Consider the following 17,162-nt stretch of genomic DNA (forward strand, 5'->3'; position numbering starts at 1 on the left):
TATGTTGTCTTATTTTTGTGTTGGAATGGTTTTCGGCTCAACCAGTTGACCTGTTATTGCATTACGGTAAGCATGAATTTCAAATTGCGAACCATCAGCAGCGGTATAACTCTTACTGGATACCTTACTCCAGTCAGACACCTTACCGCCATATTCTGCTACTAACCTAGGTGCATCACGTAACGGATCTTTAGCTCCATTACCAGCTAACGAAGCACCTCCACTTTTAACAAGATCTGCCAACTGTGCTTCACTGGCTAATGACTTATTCAGATTCAGACCACTGGCAGCGCTGTGGGCTGCATTATTAGCCGCCTTAGCCGCCGTCGCCTCTGCCGCTGTCTTACCGATACCCACCGCACCACCGGCACCTACACCACCCGGCACGATGGCTTCCGACATCTGGATACCAGCATTATTAAGGCACAGCACTACATTACCCGCACAGGTCTGTATCGCCGCCTTGGCTGCTGCCGCTAGCTCCGGTGTCGCAGCGGCCAGAACGCCACCACCAAGCCCGGCTGGCAAAGCAACCATCAGCGCATCGTTCATCGCCAAACCTTTCTGGCAGGATGCTGAACTTGAGTCAGTGCTGCAAGACGCAATATTCTTGCCGTGTTCCTGCACGAACTTGGTCTGAGTTTCCTCATTCCCGCCCAACAAGTTATTCTCCACCGCATTCTTAGCGGCTTGCGAACCTGTCACCACGCCTGCGCTGCTGTCTGAGACGAGACCGCCCGCCAGCCCTGCGGCCAGTTGGCTCAGCGCACTGACCTGCTGTTTCTCGCTTTCTGTCAGGTCCGAGATTTTACGGCCCTGGAACATCTCACTCAGTATCACCCGCGCTACCAGCTCACCACCACCGGCACCTACCGCACCCGCTACCGCCGACTGGTTGTTCAACTGCGCGGTTATCGCACCCAGCACCGCATGCGCCATCGCGTTGGCGGCCACGTTGTCATCACCGATTCGCGCTTTGATCTCTCTCGCCAGATACGGTGCCGCGCCGCTCGCCAGTGCACCGGCAAGATTGTTTCCCGCCAGCGCCTGCAGCGCCCCCGTCACCGCCTGTGCGGCTCTTTGTATATCGCTGCCGGTACCGTATTCCTTCATCTCGGCTTGATATTCCGGCGTTTTACGCAACGCTTTCGCGTCCAGCCCCGGATGCTTATCCTTCGCCGCCTTCAGCCCATTAATATCACCCTGGGTGCGGATAACATCCATCGTCTGCCCGGCGATCTCACCAATCAGCTGCGCCTGCTTCAGCCGGTTCTGCTCTTTCTCCTTGTCGAATATCGGTCCGATACTGCCGTTGGCGTTATCGGTATCGCGACTGAGTTGATTAACGTCCTGCTGCTGGTTGGCCTGGTCCCGAATGACCACGCTACCGCCCGACACTGCTGCCTGCGTGGTGCCTTCTGCATGCCCTTTATTCCCCGCGCCGGACAGGGCTGCGCCCGCCAGATTAGTTAGCAAGTCGGCCCCTACCGGGCCACCGCTGCTGATGCTGCCCCCCTGATGCTCGGCCTTGAAATCCGCCTGATTATGGATATCACTGAAGCCCAAGGTGCCGGTATCAAGGCGGTTTTTATCCGCCGTAGCCGTGCTGGCAATCACCGCGCCATCTAACTGCGTATGCTCGCCCACCTTAACATCATAGCCGCCCTTGCCGGCAAACAGACCGGTTTGCTCCTGCACGCTGTCATAATTACTGTGCAGTTTGTCACGACTCATGCTCAGGCTGGCGGAGCCGCCGGCACCGATGATGGCTACGCTGAAACCACCACTGACGCTGGTCTGTTTGGCGTCGTAATTATCGCTATCCTGTTGGCTTTGCAAAGTCAGGTTACGCCCGGCATCCACCTTCACCGTTTCGCCACTGGCCTGCGCACCCGACAACAGGGTATCCCGGCCGCTGTGCATTGACAGCGTGCCGCCACTGTCTATCGTCGCTTCACTCCAAAACGTGCCATCGCCATGCTCGCTGCCCTGGCTCTTGTTGGCATTGGCGAACACGCTCAATCCGGTCTGTTGCCCTACGCCAATACTGACGCCGATATTGCCGCCGCTGCTCTTGTTGCTGCCCTCAGTCTTCTGCGTATTGGCTGCACCCAGCAGCAACACATCCCGCTCGGCACTCAGGGTGGTGTCGCCCCCTGCTTTGAGCTGGCTGCCCACCACGGCAATATCGCCACTGTCGGCCGAGTTACCCTTGCCGGTCGCCGTCACCTGCAAGTTATTACCGGCGTTGAGCGTCGAGCCAGTAACTGAGGTTTGCTCCTGATGCTGTTTCGACGACGATTTCTGTGCCCCCAGCGAGACACTGATACCTACCATGCTGCCTTCTTCGGTATCGGTATTGCCGACTTGTGCCAGTTGCCCTGCCTGAACGGCCTGCACGCCAGATAAGGCTGCTTTGGTGCCCTGCAATGCTGCCAGCCGACCATCAGTCTCCTGCTTCGCCTGCTGGGCCGTCGTTACCGCCGTGTTGATGGCGCTGCCAACCGTGCCGGACAAGGCGAGGCTCAGACCACTTTGTTTCTGTTCAAAGGTTTCATCACGACGACGGATATCCTGACCCGGATCGATTTGTACGCTATCTCCCGTCACCGACAGGTTCTTATCCGCAATCACGTCCGCGCCGCTGATATGCGCCTTGCCGCCGGCCACGATATTCACGTCGCCGCCGGTAGAGCCAATGGTGCTGACGCTCTGGCTTTGGGTGGTGCCGTCTTCGTTCAACTGATGACGGGAAGATTTGCTGCCGAAGGTCACGCCGATGCCACCGCCGCTGAACATGCCGCTGGTTTTTTTCTCGTTCAGCCGATAACGGGATTGCTCCTCGGTGGCTGCCACAATGTCGACGTTATTGCCTGCCTGCAGGTTTACCTTGCCGTCGCCGACCACCGTCGAGCCTTGCACCTTGAGATCGTTACCGGCATTGAGTGAGACATTGTTCCCGCTCAGTAGCCCGCCTTTCTCGCGGGTGGCGTAATCCTCTTCCACCGTATGGGTGGTGGTTTTGGACATCAGGCCTTTTTTGACCTTGGTCTCTTCAAAGAAGCTGTAGTCGCTTTCGGTGGCGCTGTTCAGCGCGATATCACGCCCGGCACTCACCGCCACGTCACCGCTGGCCTGGGCCTGGGTGGCGTTAAGGGTCGCGTCCCGTCCGGCCTGAATGCGTGCGTCACCGCCGCTGGCGATTTCAGTGCCCTGTTGGCGTATGGACTCATTTACTCGCTGTTGGCGACCGCCGTGGCTTTCCTGATATTCCCGGCTTTGTTGAGTATTGAGGTTAACGTCACGCCCGGCGCGGAGTTCAACGTCGTTATCCGCCACCAGCGCCGCCGCCTGCGAATTCAAATCGCGACCGGCCTGCAACTGCAGATCCCCGCCGCTGGTGAGGGTGCTGCGCGTCGCACCGCTGCTGATGTGTTCGCTACCGTCGGTTTTCTGACGGCTCACCTGTTCGGCGGTGTTCAGATTGATGTCACGTCCGGCTGTTAATGCCGCATCACCCTTGCTGCCGATTTGGCTGGCAACCAGGTTCAGATCCTGCCCGGCGTTGACGTTTAGCGCCCCACCCGCACTGATTTCAGTGGCCAGGCTGCCATGGGTTTCACTTTCTTTTAGCCCACCGCCCCAGCGGCCGCCGTCTGACTTGTCGACGCGAGAAGTGTTATTGGCAAGCAGGTTGATGTCGCCGCCCGCCCGCAGATCTATTGCGCCGCCAGAGGTAACCTGCGCCCCGGTAACATCGATATTGTTACCGGCCTGCATGTTCAATGTATCTCCGGCACGGATCACGGCGGTATCACCGACTTCGGTACGCGACAGCGTCAGCGATTGGCCACCCAGGGTATCGGTGGCATCCCACTGGCGGGCCTGGGTTTTATTGATAATGCTGCCGTCCTGGCTTTCAAGCTCGACCCGCTGACCGCTGATGGTCGAGCCGATATTGCTGATATCCCCAATAGCGTTCAAACTCAGCCCATCTTTAGCATTGATCATTCCCTGATTAAGATTGCTGATGCCTGCCTGACTGTTGACGTTCAGCCGCTCACCGCCCTGCAGCGTGCTGGCGTCGTTGCGGATGCTGCCAGCGTTCAGGTTAACCTTGTTGCCCGCAATCACGCTGCCGCTCAGCGGGGCGACGTCAGCTTTGGCCAAGTACAGTTTTGGTGCCAGCACCGTCTGGCCGTTGACCGTCACCTTCTCCCACCAGACGATGCTGTGCTCCAGCTGTGAAACCTGTGCCGGTGTCAGGCCGATGCCGAACTGCAACTTCAGGCCGCTCTGCGCCCGTGCCGCGTTGTCGATCAACTGCTGCATCTGCGCCAGTTCGGATCCGACGCCGTTAAGATAGCGCTGACCGGTCTGGCTGAGCATCGCATTGCTGATGTAACGGGTATCGAACGCCGCATCGCCCAGGAAACGGTAGTCGTAATCGGGGTTTAACTTTAAGCGGTCGAGGAAATAGGCCGAGCCGATAAACTGCTTCTCGTTGGTGAAACGGCTGTCGCCTTCACGCGGGGCCGTACCCGGCTGTTGGCCCAGCATGGCGTAGAGATCGTTGAACAGGCTGTTGTCCAACTGGCCCAGGCCGTCCAGCTTGGGATTGGTGGTGATCAGATAGGGGCTGTTCGGGTCTTCGGTCACGACAAAACGACCGTTGCCGCCGGTTGGCAACGGGTAATCCGCCAGATTGTCTTTCCACTCCGGCGAACCAAACACTACGCTTTGGTCCTTCGCCAGGGCTTGTTGTTCTACCGCATTGACGGCTTCCGGCTGTTGCAGGCTATCCAGCGTCGGCCGCGCCAGAGTGTGGCTGAGGCTACCGGCGTTCGGGGTCACAGTGGTATTGCTGATATCGTCGGTAAACTTGGCGTTGACTGTACCGCCAGCCTGGAGCACTGAACGATAGACACCGTCGTCGGTGCGTTCAGTGCGCACTTCTCCGCTGGCTTTATAGTGGATATTTTTGTCGTCGATTTTCCCTTTGGCGTAATTATTGATTGCAGAGACCGCGGACACCTTCGGCGTATTATCCGAGCCCGGCAACGGCGGTTTTTGATAGGTATAGGTTTGATAACGTGTTTCTGTACCCGCAGCCCATGACTGGTTGTTCAGCGTGCTGCCGGTGAGCGCAATATCCCCATCGGCCAAAATATCGCTGGCCAGATTATCCAGCGTCGTGGCATTCAGCGTCATGTTACGGCCGGCGGCAATGCGCGCCGCGCCGCCCGAGCTGCTGACCGTCACCTTGCTGGTCGACAACGCCAACTCTTTGGTGGTGGCATACGGCGAGGCGTAGGTATACGTCTTGTACACTTCACGCGCAGCATCCCCCGCCATTTGACGCATGGTCTCCACGGTGTAATAACCGTACTCGTCATCGTTAAAGAAGCTCAGCGGAATGCTGGCCGTGGCCCCGTTCAGCCAGTCGTATTTTTTGGTCAGATCTTCCTGCGTAACCGAGGTTTTCAGCCCATCACGCTGATTAAGCAGATGCGCGGTTTTGATCTGAATATCGCCGGTTTCGGTCTCGATGGTGCCCGAGGTGTTGACGATCTGGCTGTTGGTATTACCGTCGGCGTCTTTCTGCATCCACAGTTTATTGGCTGCCAGAATGTCGCCACGCTGGTTGGTGATACGATCAGCCAGCAACTTCATATCGACGCCGGCGTACAGCATGCCGCTGTTGAGTAATGAGTTTGCGGCACTCAACAGCAGAGTACCGGCGGTGCCGATAAAACCGTTGTTGCTGATGTCGCCACGGCTCAACAGCTGCACCAATCCGCCCGACTGCAGGCTGGCGGCGGCGTTTTGAGTTATCCCGGCGGCTTCGAGGCGCATTTCTCCGCTGCCGCCACGCAATGAACCGGCGTTGCTCAACTGACCGCCGCTGCGAACATCCACACTCTGGCCCTGAGTGGCGCCCTGCAGCAGAATATCGCCGTCGCTGGTCAGAACCAGCGCTTTGCCCACCGCCAGGGTGCCGCTCTGGGTGAAGGCGTCTTTCAGCGTCAACGTCATGTTGCCCAGCGCCACCAATTGGCCGTACTGATTCAACAGGGTGCTGGCCAGTGAAATATCGCCGCCACTCAATAGCTTGCCGCTGTTCTGGTTATCAATCTGCCGCGCTTTGAGGCTCATCTGGCTTGTCGCCAGCAGCGTGCCGGTGTTATCCAGGCTGTCTGCCTTCAGTTTTAAATTACCGCCCTGCAACGTCCCTTTATTATTCAGAGTATCCAGCGTGAGCTGGTTATCGCCGGAGGTGCTCAATGTGCCGCGGTTATCCAACGTCGTGCCGGTGAACGTCAGGCTGTCGGCCTGCAGCAAGCCGCTGTTGTTCAGCGTCGGTGCTTGCAGACTCAGCGCACCACCTGCCATCAGGTTACCTGAGTTGATCAACTGAAGATCCAACTGCAGCTCGCTGCGGCCATCACCCTGCAGATCCCCGGCGTTATTGAGCTCTTTAGCCTCCAGCTGCAACGTCCCCAGACTGCGCACATTGCCGCCGGCCAGGTTATCGAATATGCCGCTTAGCTTGGCATCGAGGCTTTTTTGCCCCTGCAGCCTGCCGCTGTTGGTCAGGTCTGCGGTGCTTAACTTCAATTCTTCTGCCTGTATATGGCCCTGGTTGTTCAAGGTCAGCGCCGTCAGGTCCGCTTTGCCATTGGAGAAAATCTTGCTGCCGAGATCGGCATCAAGATCGCCGCTCAGATCCAGTTTGATCCCCTTAGCCGCCTGCAGCGTACCTTTATGATCCAACTGCCGCGCAGTCAGCGTGATACGATCCCCCTGCCATAATCCGCTGTTATTAACCGTCGCCGCCTGGGCCGTTAATTCGCCTTCGCTGAGCAGCTTGCCCCCAGTAGCGTTGGTCAAATCCTTAGCCAACTGCAACGCCAGCTTTTTTACGCCGTGCAGGTTGCCGGTGTTGTTCAGCGATTCGCTTAACACCAGATCCAGCGTCTGGGCACCCATCAGCCCACTGTTCACCAGGCTATCGCCGCGTAGCTCCAGCCGTTGGTCAGCCAGCAGATCCCCCTGCTGATCGAGCTGTTTTACCTTCAGCGTGGCGTTCTCAGTGGCCTTCAGGTGTCCGCGCTGCTTCAGCGAGTCTCCGCCCCAGTCAATATTGCGCGCGTCTATTTCGCCGCTGTTATCCGCCGTGGCGGCAGAAAACTTCAAATCCTCCAGCGTGTTGAACACGCCGGCCAGCTGCGCGTCTTGCGCAACCTTGAGCTTCATGTCCTGTTTGGACTGGGTGCGGGCGCCGGCGGTAGACAGCAGTTTTTTTGTCTCTATCGTCAGGCCAAGTTCACTGGAAAGCAGCCCGCCGAGCCGTACATCATCGGCGTTGAGGGTGATATTGCCGTCGCTCAGCAGCGATGAACCCAGCTCGGTTTTCAGAGAGCCGGTGTGAACAAGGGTGACACCCTGCTTGCCGCTGGCGCTTCCGGCCAGTAAAAATTCACCCGCCTGTACCGTCAATGGGCCATCGGCAAGTAGTGAGCCCGCGACATTAAGTCGGTCACGTACCCGCAGTTCGAGTTGTTGTTGGGAACCGATCGCCCCCTTATTGTCGACACCGTTGGCGGTGATGGTCTGCATTCCCCCCGCTTGCAACTGCCCAAGGTTAGCGAGTTGGTTGCTGGTCAGGTTCTGCGTGCCCTGAGCCTGGATCAGGCCGCTGTTGGTCAGGTTCTGTGTCTTAACACGGCTGTCGCGATTGGCAGCCAGCTGGCCAGCGTTGGTCAGATGATTGGCCTGCAACTGCAGATCGCGTCCAGCGGTCAGGGTGCCCTGCCAGTTGCCGTCGCCGCTGAGCGTCAGGTGGATATCACCTTCGGCCGTCAGGGTGCTGTTTTTATCGCTGCTCAGGCTGGCAGCATCCACTTGCAGGCGGCCGTCCGTATCGGCTTTGCCCGCCTGCAGTTTGCCTGCGGCAGTCAGTTGCATATCCCCTTTGGCGCTCAGCGTGGCCTGACTCATGGCAATATCGCCACGGCTATTCAGGGTAAGCGCCTGCCCGGCCTTGTGGTTGCCGCTGAGCGTTATTCCCGCCGCAGTGGCATTCAGGCCGCCCTGCGCCAGGGTTTTATTCAGTCGCAGTTGGCCATTGGCATCCAGCTGAATATCGCCTTCACGCGCGGTGAGGTTGCCGAGGTTGACTCCGACCCCTTTTTCACTGGACACCAAATGAATGCGGTTGGCGTACATACCGCCAAGGGCGCCGGTGTCGATGGCCACCTTGGGCACGTCGCCATTACCGGCGATCGCCGTGGCCTTGCCGGTAGCGTCCACCCGGTTAGCCCCGAGCGTGATGTTGAGATCTTTGGCATACAGTTGAGCGTTAATCTCGGTAGCGCGGGCGATCAGGGCGAATTTGTCGCTCTTGCTGGCGTCCAGCCCCTTGCCCTGAATGGTGATCGCCCCTTGGGTGACTTCCAGCGCCTGCAGCTTGCCGTCGGCACCCAGCACCGGTTTGCCGGTGGTCAGCGTCGCGTTAGGGGTGTTGATAAAGCCACAGCCGTCGCAGGTGATGCCATAGGGGTTGGCGACCATCACGCTGGCCTGCTTGCCTGCCACCTCCAGGTAGCCCTGAAGCTGTGAAGGGTTCGGTGCCACCACTTCGTTGATGATGCCCTGCGCTTCCTTGCCGGCCTGCAGGTTGGGGTTGTTCTGGATCAGGCCGCCAAGCTGGCTCTGGTTGAGCTGACCGGTGGCGTTGTTGAGGATCACGCCCTCTTTGCCGACGTTGAAATCGTTGTATTTGTTATGGGAAATACCGGCCTGATTCGGCGTGGCAATGTTGACCACCGGCACGCCGTTGGCGGCCTGATCGACACGGGTATTACCTTCGGCCACGTTAACGCCTTCGGCCAGCGCCGGCAGCAGCGGCTGCCCGGCCAGTAACATGCACAGGGTGTAGCTCAGCAGACGCTGAGGGGTATTAAGCGGTTGATTCTGTTTACGCTTCATCCTTGAAACCTTCCTGTACAGTAGCGTTAAAGTACGATATTCACCCGGTAGTAAACCGAAACCCGATCCGGCTTCAACCAGTCGGGATAAGCCAGCGGCCAGCCGACGGTCAGTTGGCTGCCGAAATAGCGCCCGCGGCTGCCCAGCCCCACTGCGCCGCCCCACAGCGTGCCGGAGGCGTTAGCATCCAGCTTGTCACGCTGTAAATAGCCACCATCGAGCGCCGCCAGGGCGTTGATGCTGCCGAGGTACGGCAATGTCACCAGCGTGCGATTGACCTCGTTACGCCAGTAACCGCCCTTGTCACCAGAAAGGTATTGTTCCTTGAAACCACGCACAGAGCTTTCTCCACCTATCGTCAGGCGCTCGCTGCCGTACAAACGGTGGTTACTCCACTGGCTGTAAAGACTGGTGAGATAGGTCCAATCTTGCGTCAGCGGCAGATAGTAGCTGCCGGAAAGCGAAAGTTTGTGAAACTCGGCCCGGGGCGCTTCCTTGATTTTTCCGCTGTCATTTTCTGCGCCCAACCAGGGGACACCACGGCTGTAGGCCGGGTTCAGGGTAGCGAACCCGCCCAGCAATTTCTGGCTGTGGCTGACCCCCAACGTCACGCTGGTCAGCTTGCGGCTGCTGCTTTCCAGCCGGGTATCGTTGAGGTAATTGCGATTGATGCGGTGCGTCAGCCCCAGCGACAGGCCGGTTTTCATTTCGCCGTCGCGGAACAGCACCCGCGAAACGCCCAAACGATGGGTCTGGCTGTCACCGCGGGAGCGCCAGTCAAAACCCTGGTTATTGAGCGTGGTCAGGTAATCGCTGTAGGAATAGTTGTAATCCAGCGTCCAGTAGCCGTAGGGCAGGCTCACGCCGGTTTGTACGCTGCGTGCGTTGTGATCGTTGGCAAAATCACTGCTGCGGGCGCCGGCGACAAACCATTGGTCCGCCAACCCGAGCAGGTTATTGCCGGTCAAGGATCCGTTGATCTGCCCGGTCCCGGTGCTTTTTTGCCCGCTGTTGTCGAAACCCAGCCCGAGCATCAGCGGAAATTCAGGTTTGGCGCTCAGGTTGACCAATGAGTAACCCGGTTGGCTGCCGGGCAGGATTTCTATCTGCACCGGCTGCTGACGCAGACGATTGATCTGCTCCATGCCCTGCTCGATATCACGCAGGTTAAGGATCTTGCCCTGCAGGCCCGGGAAGGCCATTTTCAGCATCCGATCGTCCTGCTTTTCCAGCTGAATTTTCTCCAGCTTGCCTTCCAGCACCAGTAACCGTAGTTCGCCACGCGACAGATCCTGCTCGGTCAAGAATGCGCGGCTGGTGATATAGCCACGGCCGATATACCAGTCGGAGATTTGCTGCACCAGCGTTTGGATTTGCCCCAGATTCAGGCATTGCTGCAGGTAATTCTGGGTGAGTTTACGTTGCGCGCTGGCAGGCAGATGCTCGGCGCCTTCCAGTTGAATTTGGGTGATGGTGAAACAAGGACCACCCGCGTTGGCGCTGGGTGCCGGGGTTGCTGGCAAGGTCGGCGTCAGACTGCGTTGCAATTCCTGTCGCTGCTGCTGGTTTTGTTCCAGTAATTCGCGCTGCTGTTGTTGGATCGTGTCGCGGTCCGCCGGGCTAAGCAGGTTAGCGCCGGTGGCGGAAGAAAAGAAAATGCACAGCAAAGCAGCCGAAAGCCGTTGAGTAACTGAATCCATTCAGAAGACCATCCGTGTGTTTTTTCAGCATTTTAACGACAGGACGGGGAATGTAACAAGGTTGAATCATTAGCCAATAAGGTAGTTCAGACCGATTGGTAGAGACAATTCCTAAGCCAAACCGCAGAAAATCACCTGTAATAGTTAAATATAATTCATTGATTCGCACGAAAAGGAAAAAACAGTGGATCGCTCTTTATTTCAGCTAAACCCAAAAATTGCTGCTAATGCGATGAGCGCCGCAAAACAGAAACGGATAGGGGCCGTGAACCGGCCCCTGGAAAGTATTACGCGGTACCACCGACGGTCAGGGTGTCCAGCTTAAGGGTCGGTTGACCAACCCCCACCGGCAGGCTTTGCCCCTCTTTACCGCAAACGCCGACGCCTTTATCCAGCGCCAGATCGTTGCCCACCATCGAAATTTGCTGCATCGCCTCAATACCTGAGCCGATCAGCGTGGCGCCCTTCACCGGCTTGGTGATGCGGCCTTTTTCGATCAGGTAGGCTTCGGTGGTGGAAAACACAAACTTGCCTGAGGTGATATCCACCTGGCCGCCGCCAAAGTTCGGCGCGTACAGGCCGTATTCAACGCTGGCGATGATCTCTTCCGGCGTAGACTTGCCCGCCAGCATGTAGGTGTTGGTCATACGCGGCATCGGCAGATGCGCATAGGACTCACGGCGGCCGTTACCGGTCGGCGCAACGCCCATCAGACGCGCATTGAGTTTGTCCTGCATATAACCTTTCAGGATACCGTTCTCAATCAACATGTTGTACTGGCCCGGTACACCTTCGTCATCGATCGCCAGTGAGCCTCGTAACCCCTGCAAAGTGCCGTCATCCACCACCGTACAAAGCTCTGAGGCCACCAACTGACCCATCTGGCCGCTGAAGACCGAAGTACCACGACGGTTGAAGTCACCTTCCAGACCATGGCCCACCGCTTCATGCAGCAGGACGCCCGGCCAGCCTGCGCCCAGCACCACCGGCATATTACCGGCTGGGGCCGCAACGGCAGAAAGGTTAATCAATGCCATGCGCACCGCTTCTTTGGCGTAGGCGTCGGCACGGACTTCGCCATCGGCGATTTCCAGGAAATAGTCATAGCCGAAACGGCCACCGCCGCCGCTGGAACCGCGTTCACGCTTGCCGTCTTGCTCCACCAGTACGCTGACAGACAAGCGCACTAATGGGCGAACGTCCGCAGCCAGAGTACCGTCGGTGGCCGCCACCAGAATTTGTTCATACACGCCGGTGATACTGGCGCTGACCTCTTGCACCCGTTTATCGGCCGCGCGGGCTACCTTGTCAATGCGGTGCAACAGGGCGATTTTCTCTTCCCGCGGCAGGCTTTGCAGCGGATCGAGCAGGGGATACAGCGCCTTATGGCTGATTTCACCCAAGGTATGCACCTGACCATTACCGCTGTCACGCACTATGCTGCGCGCGGCATGGGCACTTTGCTGCAAGGCGTTCAGGGTGATTTGATCGGCATAGGCGAAGCCGGTTTTCTCGCCGCTCACGGCGCGTACTCCAACCCCTTGGTCGATATTGTAAGAGCCATCCTTGATGATACCGTCTTCAATCACCCAGGCTTCGTGGTAGCTCGACTGGAAATAGAGATCGGCGTAATCGAGGCGGCGTTCGGCCAGTTGCCCCAGGACGGAAAACAGATCCTGGTGGCTCAGCTTATTGGCAGCAAGTAACTGCTCACTGACAAACGTCAGGCTCATAATTTTTTCACTCTTTAATGGAGAATTTGTTGTCAAACGGCGCCGTCAGCGACGTCTGGAATCGGTTGTGTTGCAATACCGGCATTTGCTCGCGAATAGTTTTGAGGCCGGTGATATCGACCCGCACTTTCAACGCCGATACCGCATCGGGGTTTTCAGCCAATACCTTGCCCCAGGCATCCACCGCCAGCGAATGGCCCCAGGTGCGACGAGTCGGGCCATGGCTGCCAACCTGTGCCGGCGCCAGGATCACACACTGGTTTTCTATCGCTCTGGCGCGCAGCAAAATTTCCCAGTGCGCCTCACCGGTCACACGAGTAAAGGCCGCCGGTACGGAAATCAGTTCAGCGCCCTGTGCCCGTAACGCCTGGAACAGCGCCGGGAAGCGCAGATCGTAGCAGATGGTCATGCCAAGCCGCCCGACCGGGGTATCCACTACCATGAGCTCTTGGCCATGCTGATAGGTATCCGACTCCCGATAATGGCCGTGAGAGTCGTTAATGTCCACGTCGAACATGTGCAGCTTGTCATAGCGCGCGCGGATCTCGCCCTGGTCGTCGAACAGCAGGCTGCTGGTGGTGATCAGCGCAGGATTTTCACGGCTGACCAACGGCATCGACCCCACCAGCAGCCAGACACCATAACGCCGTGCCATCTCGCGCACCGCATTCTGCAGCGGCCCGTCGCCCTGGCGTTCAGCATGTTCACGATAAGCCGCAGAATTGGCGAACAGCAGCGCGTTCTCCGGCGTCATCACCAGTTTTACCCCGGTATTGAGCTGCTTAATCTGCTGTTCAATCTGGGCCAGGTTATCACGCACCCGATCGCCACTGCACAACTGTAACAACGCAACGTTAGCATTTCTCATGACGCCTTATCCTCCTTTGGCTTACGCAGGACCTCGTTGACCTTCGGCTGGTCCAAATCGCCGCTGATGTGGTAACGAATCAGCGAGATCTTACTCCACAGCGGCCCCAACACCTGCGAGGCAGCAAACACCGCCGCGCCGACAATCGGGTTAATCACGAATGCCGTCGCCACACCGACAGTGGTCGAAATGGCCGGCGCGACCACCGCTTCCATATCAATCCGGCGGCGCGCCAAATCGACCTGTCCGTTCATGGCAATATCCGCCGCCAGTCCGTCAACCAACAGGTTATCGGTATGCATTATGCCATCTTTCAGCCACGCGGTGCTGCGGATGGAGTCAAAGTAGAAACCTTTGCCGAAGGTATCACTGAAATCGAACTGCAACTTACGCAACAGGGAGTCGACACTGACCAAACGCAACAGCTGGCCGGCACGTCCACCGCCCATGCTGTCGATCTCCCCCTTGCCCATATTGACCTTCATCGCACCGCTGAGGGTACTCATCTGCGGTTTCCACGGCGTGCCACGCCAGTACAGATCAAAATCAATGTCATAAGGCGCGCCTTTCAGCGGCGTGGTGATGCCGAAGAAAGCGGCGGTTTCGTCAATCTTGCCACCCAGCAGTTTGCCTTTCAGCGAGCTGCGTTCTTCCTGGGCGTTCTGCTTCCACAGGCCGCTGGCGGTCATGCGCCCTTTGCCGGTATCGACCAAGCCATGCTCCAGGGTCAGGGTATCACCCTGATTGGCCAGATCCGCCTCCACCTTGCCGAGGTTTTGCCCCATCATCCAGCACGACTTGCAGCGCAGCATCAACGACGGCCAGTCACGGAAAGAAACCTTTTCTGCCGCGGCCAGCGGGTTGCTCGCCGCCGTCGCCGTCCCCTTGCTATCGCTAAACTGCGGATTGTAATAAAGATAATTGATATCGGCACGCCACGGCCCACGATCCGTCACCCGCAGACTGCCGTCAACTTCATCGCCCTTGGCACTGACCAGCGTGCCGCCGAGCTGTTTCTCGGCCGACAACGTCAGCTTGTGCCAGGCCTGACCGCCCAACAGCAGCTGCGGTGTTTTCAGCGCTACGGTGGTTGGGAAGTTGAAGCCGCCCACCTGGCCCGAGCCACCGCCTTGTTTTAACGCCGGTGCCATTAACCCCAACCACTTTTCACCGTCCAGTGGCGGCAGGTTTAGCGTCAAAGATTTACCGGCCGGTAAAGGTGGCGTTCCACCGCCTTCGGTTTGCCATGCCGCTCGTGCAAGCCGCACCTGCTGTTTGGCGAAGGTCCATTCGCTGTTGAAATGGTTCTGCTTGCCGGCGCTACCGGTCAGCATGAAGCCATTCAGGCCACCTTTCACTTTTACACTCAACGGCAGTGGCTCACCAGCCGGCTTATCCAGTGGAGAAGGTAAGTGACTGCTTACTTTCCTAAGGTCCGCATCAACGCCGATGTCATAGCTGGCGTTGCCCTTATGCGGCAAGGTAATGGCAACCTGGCCCTGCCACGGAGCACTGCCGCTCAGCGCATCGGCCACTTCCTGTGGAATACCCGGGAATTTGCCCGGCTGCCAGTCGGCCTTCAGACCCACATTGACCTTGTAGTCACTTTTACCTTCCAGCGTATTGAAATTCACCGCAACCGGCTGCCCGAACCAGTTGGCCGACAGGCTATCACTGGTCAGATTGCCGTTATCGAAGCGGAACTTGCCGCTGACCTTTTGCAGCTCACTTTCGATCGGCTTAACCAGCAATGAGTTGTTGTTCAGCGCCACCTCGCCCGTGGCGCGCACCAGCTCGCCGTTCAAGGGGATGTCGAGATGTAAGCGCCCACTGACATTCCCGCCAATCTGCAGTTCATCCAGTGCGGCACCCAGTGAATCATGCAGAGGTGTCTGCTCGAAATAGTCATGGATTTCCTCACCCTGACCCGCCACGTCAGCATCAACCAACAGGCGCTCTTTCAGGTAGTCCGGAATGATGGCGGTAACATTTTTGCCATCGACTTTACCCAGTTTGGTCTGCGGAGCATTCATCCACAGCCCTTCATTGGCAAAATCGAGATCGATGGCCAGATCGGTCAATGCCGGCCAGTCCGGTTGGAACTGGAAGGTCGAATGGCGCAGCGGGACAAATACCTCAAACTGGCCTTCATGTTTACGGTAAGGGAAGTGCTGCGGGTCACCGTTGTAGAGCAGCGTGGCGTTATCCACCTGCCCGCCCTGAATGGCACCGCTGAGGTAGTCCACCAGGTGCTTGCCCATCAAGGGTTCCGGGAAGTAACGCCAGGCGTCTGCGGCATCATACAGGCGGATACCGGCCAGAATGCTCAGCCACGGATCCCCTTTGGCCGGCTGCTGGTAGCGGAAATCACCGTTCACCCACAGCGATTTGGCTTTCACATCCAGATTTTTACTCGCCAGCTCCCAGCCCTGTGGGTTGTTCAGCCAGGTTAACGCACCGCGCGCGCTGCTGACTTCCAGCGGGGCGCGGAACATGTCACCGTACGGCAAGGTGCTGTCGTTGAGATCAAGCTGCAGGCGGCCATTTTCTACACCGCCACTCAGCGCGCCAGAGAAATGATTTATCCCCGGTAACAGTTTCCACGGCTGCCAACTGACGTCCTGCCAACGGGCCTGGAAACGGGTTTTTTCCGGCTGTTTCAACGGAATATCCAACGCCAATGCATTGACCTTGCCTTGCGGTTGCAGGTCGTTCCAGCGCTCCAGCACGTCCGGGCTGAGGAATGAGAAGGTCGGCAATAGCGCAGACAGGCGTTCAAGCTGAATGTTGGTCGCTCGCACGCGTAGTTCTTCCGTCTGCCCCGGCCCCATAAACTCGGTATTTTCCGGCAGCCACAGCCCGGACAGCTTGCCTTGCGGCCAGGCCTGGCCGTCGGTGGCCAGGTTGAGCTGCGGCACCTCGACTTGCCAGCCGGTCCCCTGGCGGCTGAGCGTCAGCGCCAGATTGTCCACGTCCAGCCGGTGCTGTTGTTTGCCCACGTTCCAGTTGGCCGCGCCCTGCTTTAACAACGCACTGCCGCCGGCAATTTCACCGTTCTGTATTTGTAGCCAGGCTGCCAGGCTAAAGTCGGCGCTTTCCAGGCCGGTATTGGCGCGTAACCAACGGGTGAACCAGGGCTTCATGTCGATATTATCGGCCTGCATATAGACCGTACCCACATTCAATAAACCCTGGTTATCACGCAGGTCCATGCGCAGCTGTACCACACCATGCTGGCCATTCAGCGTCGACAGGCTAATCTGCCCTTCGGCACGGTGGCGATCGCGGCCGTTAAGCCAGGTTAGCTGTGGAACCTCGAATTCGGCGCGCGCACCGGCAGGCGTAAGGAAGGAAAGGCGGCTGTCACGCAGGTTGAAGTGATCGACCTGATGCAGCAGCAAATCGCTGATTTTACCCGGCTCGATGGTGCTGCCCTTATGCTCTTCGCCACCCAAAGTGGTGTTGAGATCGAACTGGAGTTGGTAGAAGGTGAGATCGCGGAACTGCCAGCGCCAGTGCAACAGCGACTGCCATACGTCCAGCGCCAGGGTAACGCGTTCAATACGCAGATTGCTTTTGGGCAGCGTGGCACGCACGTTACGCATTTCCAACTGCGGGCCGAAGGTTTCCCAACTTCCCTGCATAAAGTCGATCTGCACCGGCACGCCGGAGAGGCTTTCGACCTTGGCCAACAGTTGCGGGCGGTAGTTGTTCAGTTCAGGCAGCGCCAAACGCAGCCCGCTGATCAGCAACGCCACGATGACAATCAGACTGGCGCCTGTAGCTAACAAAATCCCAGGCAGTCGCCTCACGCAGTTCTCCTTGCTTCCGCTGCCTGGCAACGGGATATCTATGCATGGGAGGCCCAGC

General features: G+C 58.0%; 5 protein-coding genes. All 5 read right to left on the bottom strand.

What is annotated here, in order from left to right; all coding sequences use genetic code 11:
* Positions 1-9 precede the first annotated feature (9 nt).
* Positions 10-8,991: a hemagglutinin repeat-containing protein gene (locus tag SERS4_RS0122745; protein WP_017894168.1), complete on the bottom strand. Its 8,982-nt coding sequence runs from the start codon at positions 8,989-8,991 to the stop codon at positions 10-12.
* Between the two features lie 26 nt (positions 8,992-9,017).
* Positions 9,018-10,691, bottom strand: coding sequence for a ShlB/FhaC/HecB family hemolysin secretion/activation protein (locus SERS4_RS0122750; protein WP_017894169.1), 1,674 nt, complete (start codon positions 10,689-10,691; stop codon positions 9,018-9,020).
* A gap of 287 nt (positions 10,692-10,978) precedes the next feature.
* Complete coding sequence (gene tldD, locus SERS4_RS0122755; RefSeq protein ID WP_012147099.1) at positions 10,979-12,424, bottom strand: metalloprotease TldD; 1,446 nt, start codon at positions 12,422-12,424, stop codon at positions 10,979-10,981.
* 7 nt (positions 12,425-12,431) lie between these two features.
* A complete protein-coding gene (gene nit1 / locus SERS4_RS0122760; protein WP_017894170.1) occupies positions 12,432-13,292 on the bottom strand; it encodes a deaminated glutathione amidase in 861 nt (286 codons plus the stop codon).
* The gene (yhdP, locus tag SERS4_RS0122765) at positions 13,289-17,104 is read right to left on the bottom strand and encodes an AsmA2 domain-containing protein YhdP (protein WP_026142553.1); all 3,816 of its coding nucleotides are present in this window, start codon (positions 17,102-17,104) and stop codon (positions 13,289-13,291) included. The genes nit1 and yhdP overlap by 4 nt, the downstream gene beginning before the upstream one ends.
* Positions 17,105-17,162 lie beyond the last annotated feature (58 nt).

Source organism: Serratia sp. S4, assembly GCF_000347995.1.
Lineage (GTDB): Bacteria > Pseudomonadota > Gammaproteobacteria > Enterobacterales > Enterobacteriaceae > Serratia > Serratia quinivorans.

What these genes read in the sequence shown, in the direction of transcription:
- SERS4_RS0122745 (WP_017894168.1), bottom strand. Translation starts at nt 8,991, where the DNA reads ATGAAGCGTAAACAGAATCAACCGCTTAATACCCCTCAGCGTCTGCTG.
- SERS4_RS0122750 (WP_017894169.1), bottom strand. Translation starts at nt 10,691, where the DNA reads ATGGATTCAGTTACTCAACGGCTTTCGGCTGCTTTGCTGTGCATTTTC.
- tldD (WP_012147099.1), bottom strand. Translation starts at nt 12,424, where the DNA reads ATGAGCCTGACGTTTGTCAGTGAGCAGTTACTTGCTGCCAATAAGCTG.
- nit1 (WP_017894170.1), bottom strand. Translation starts at nt 13,292, where the DNA reads ATGAGAAATGCTAACGTTGCGTTGTTACAGTTGTGCAGTGGCGATCGG.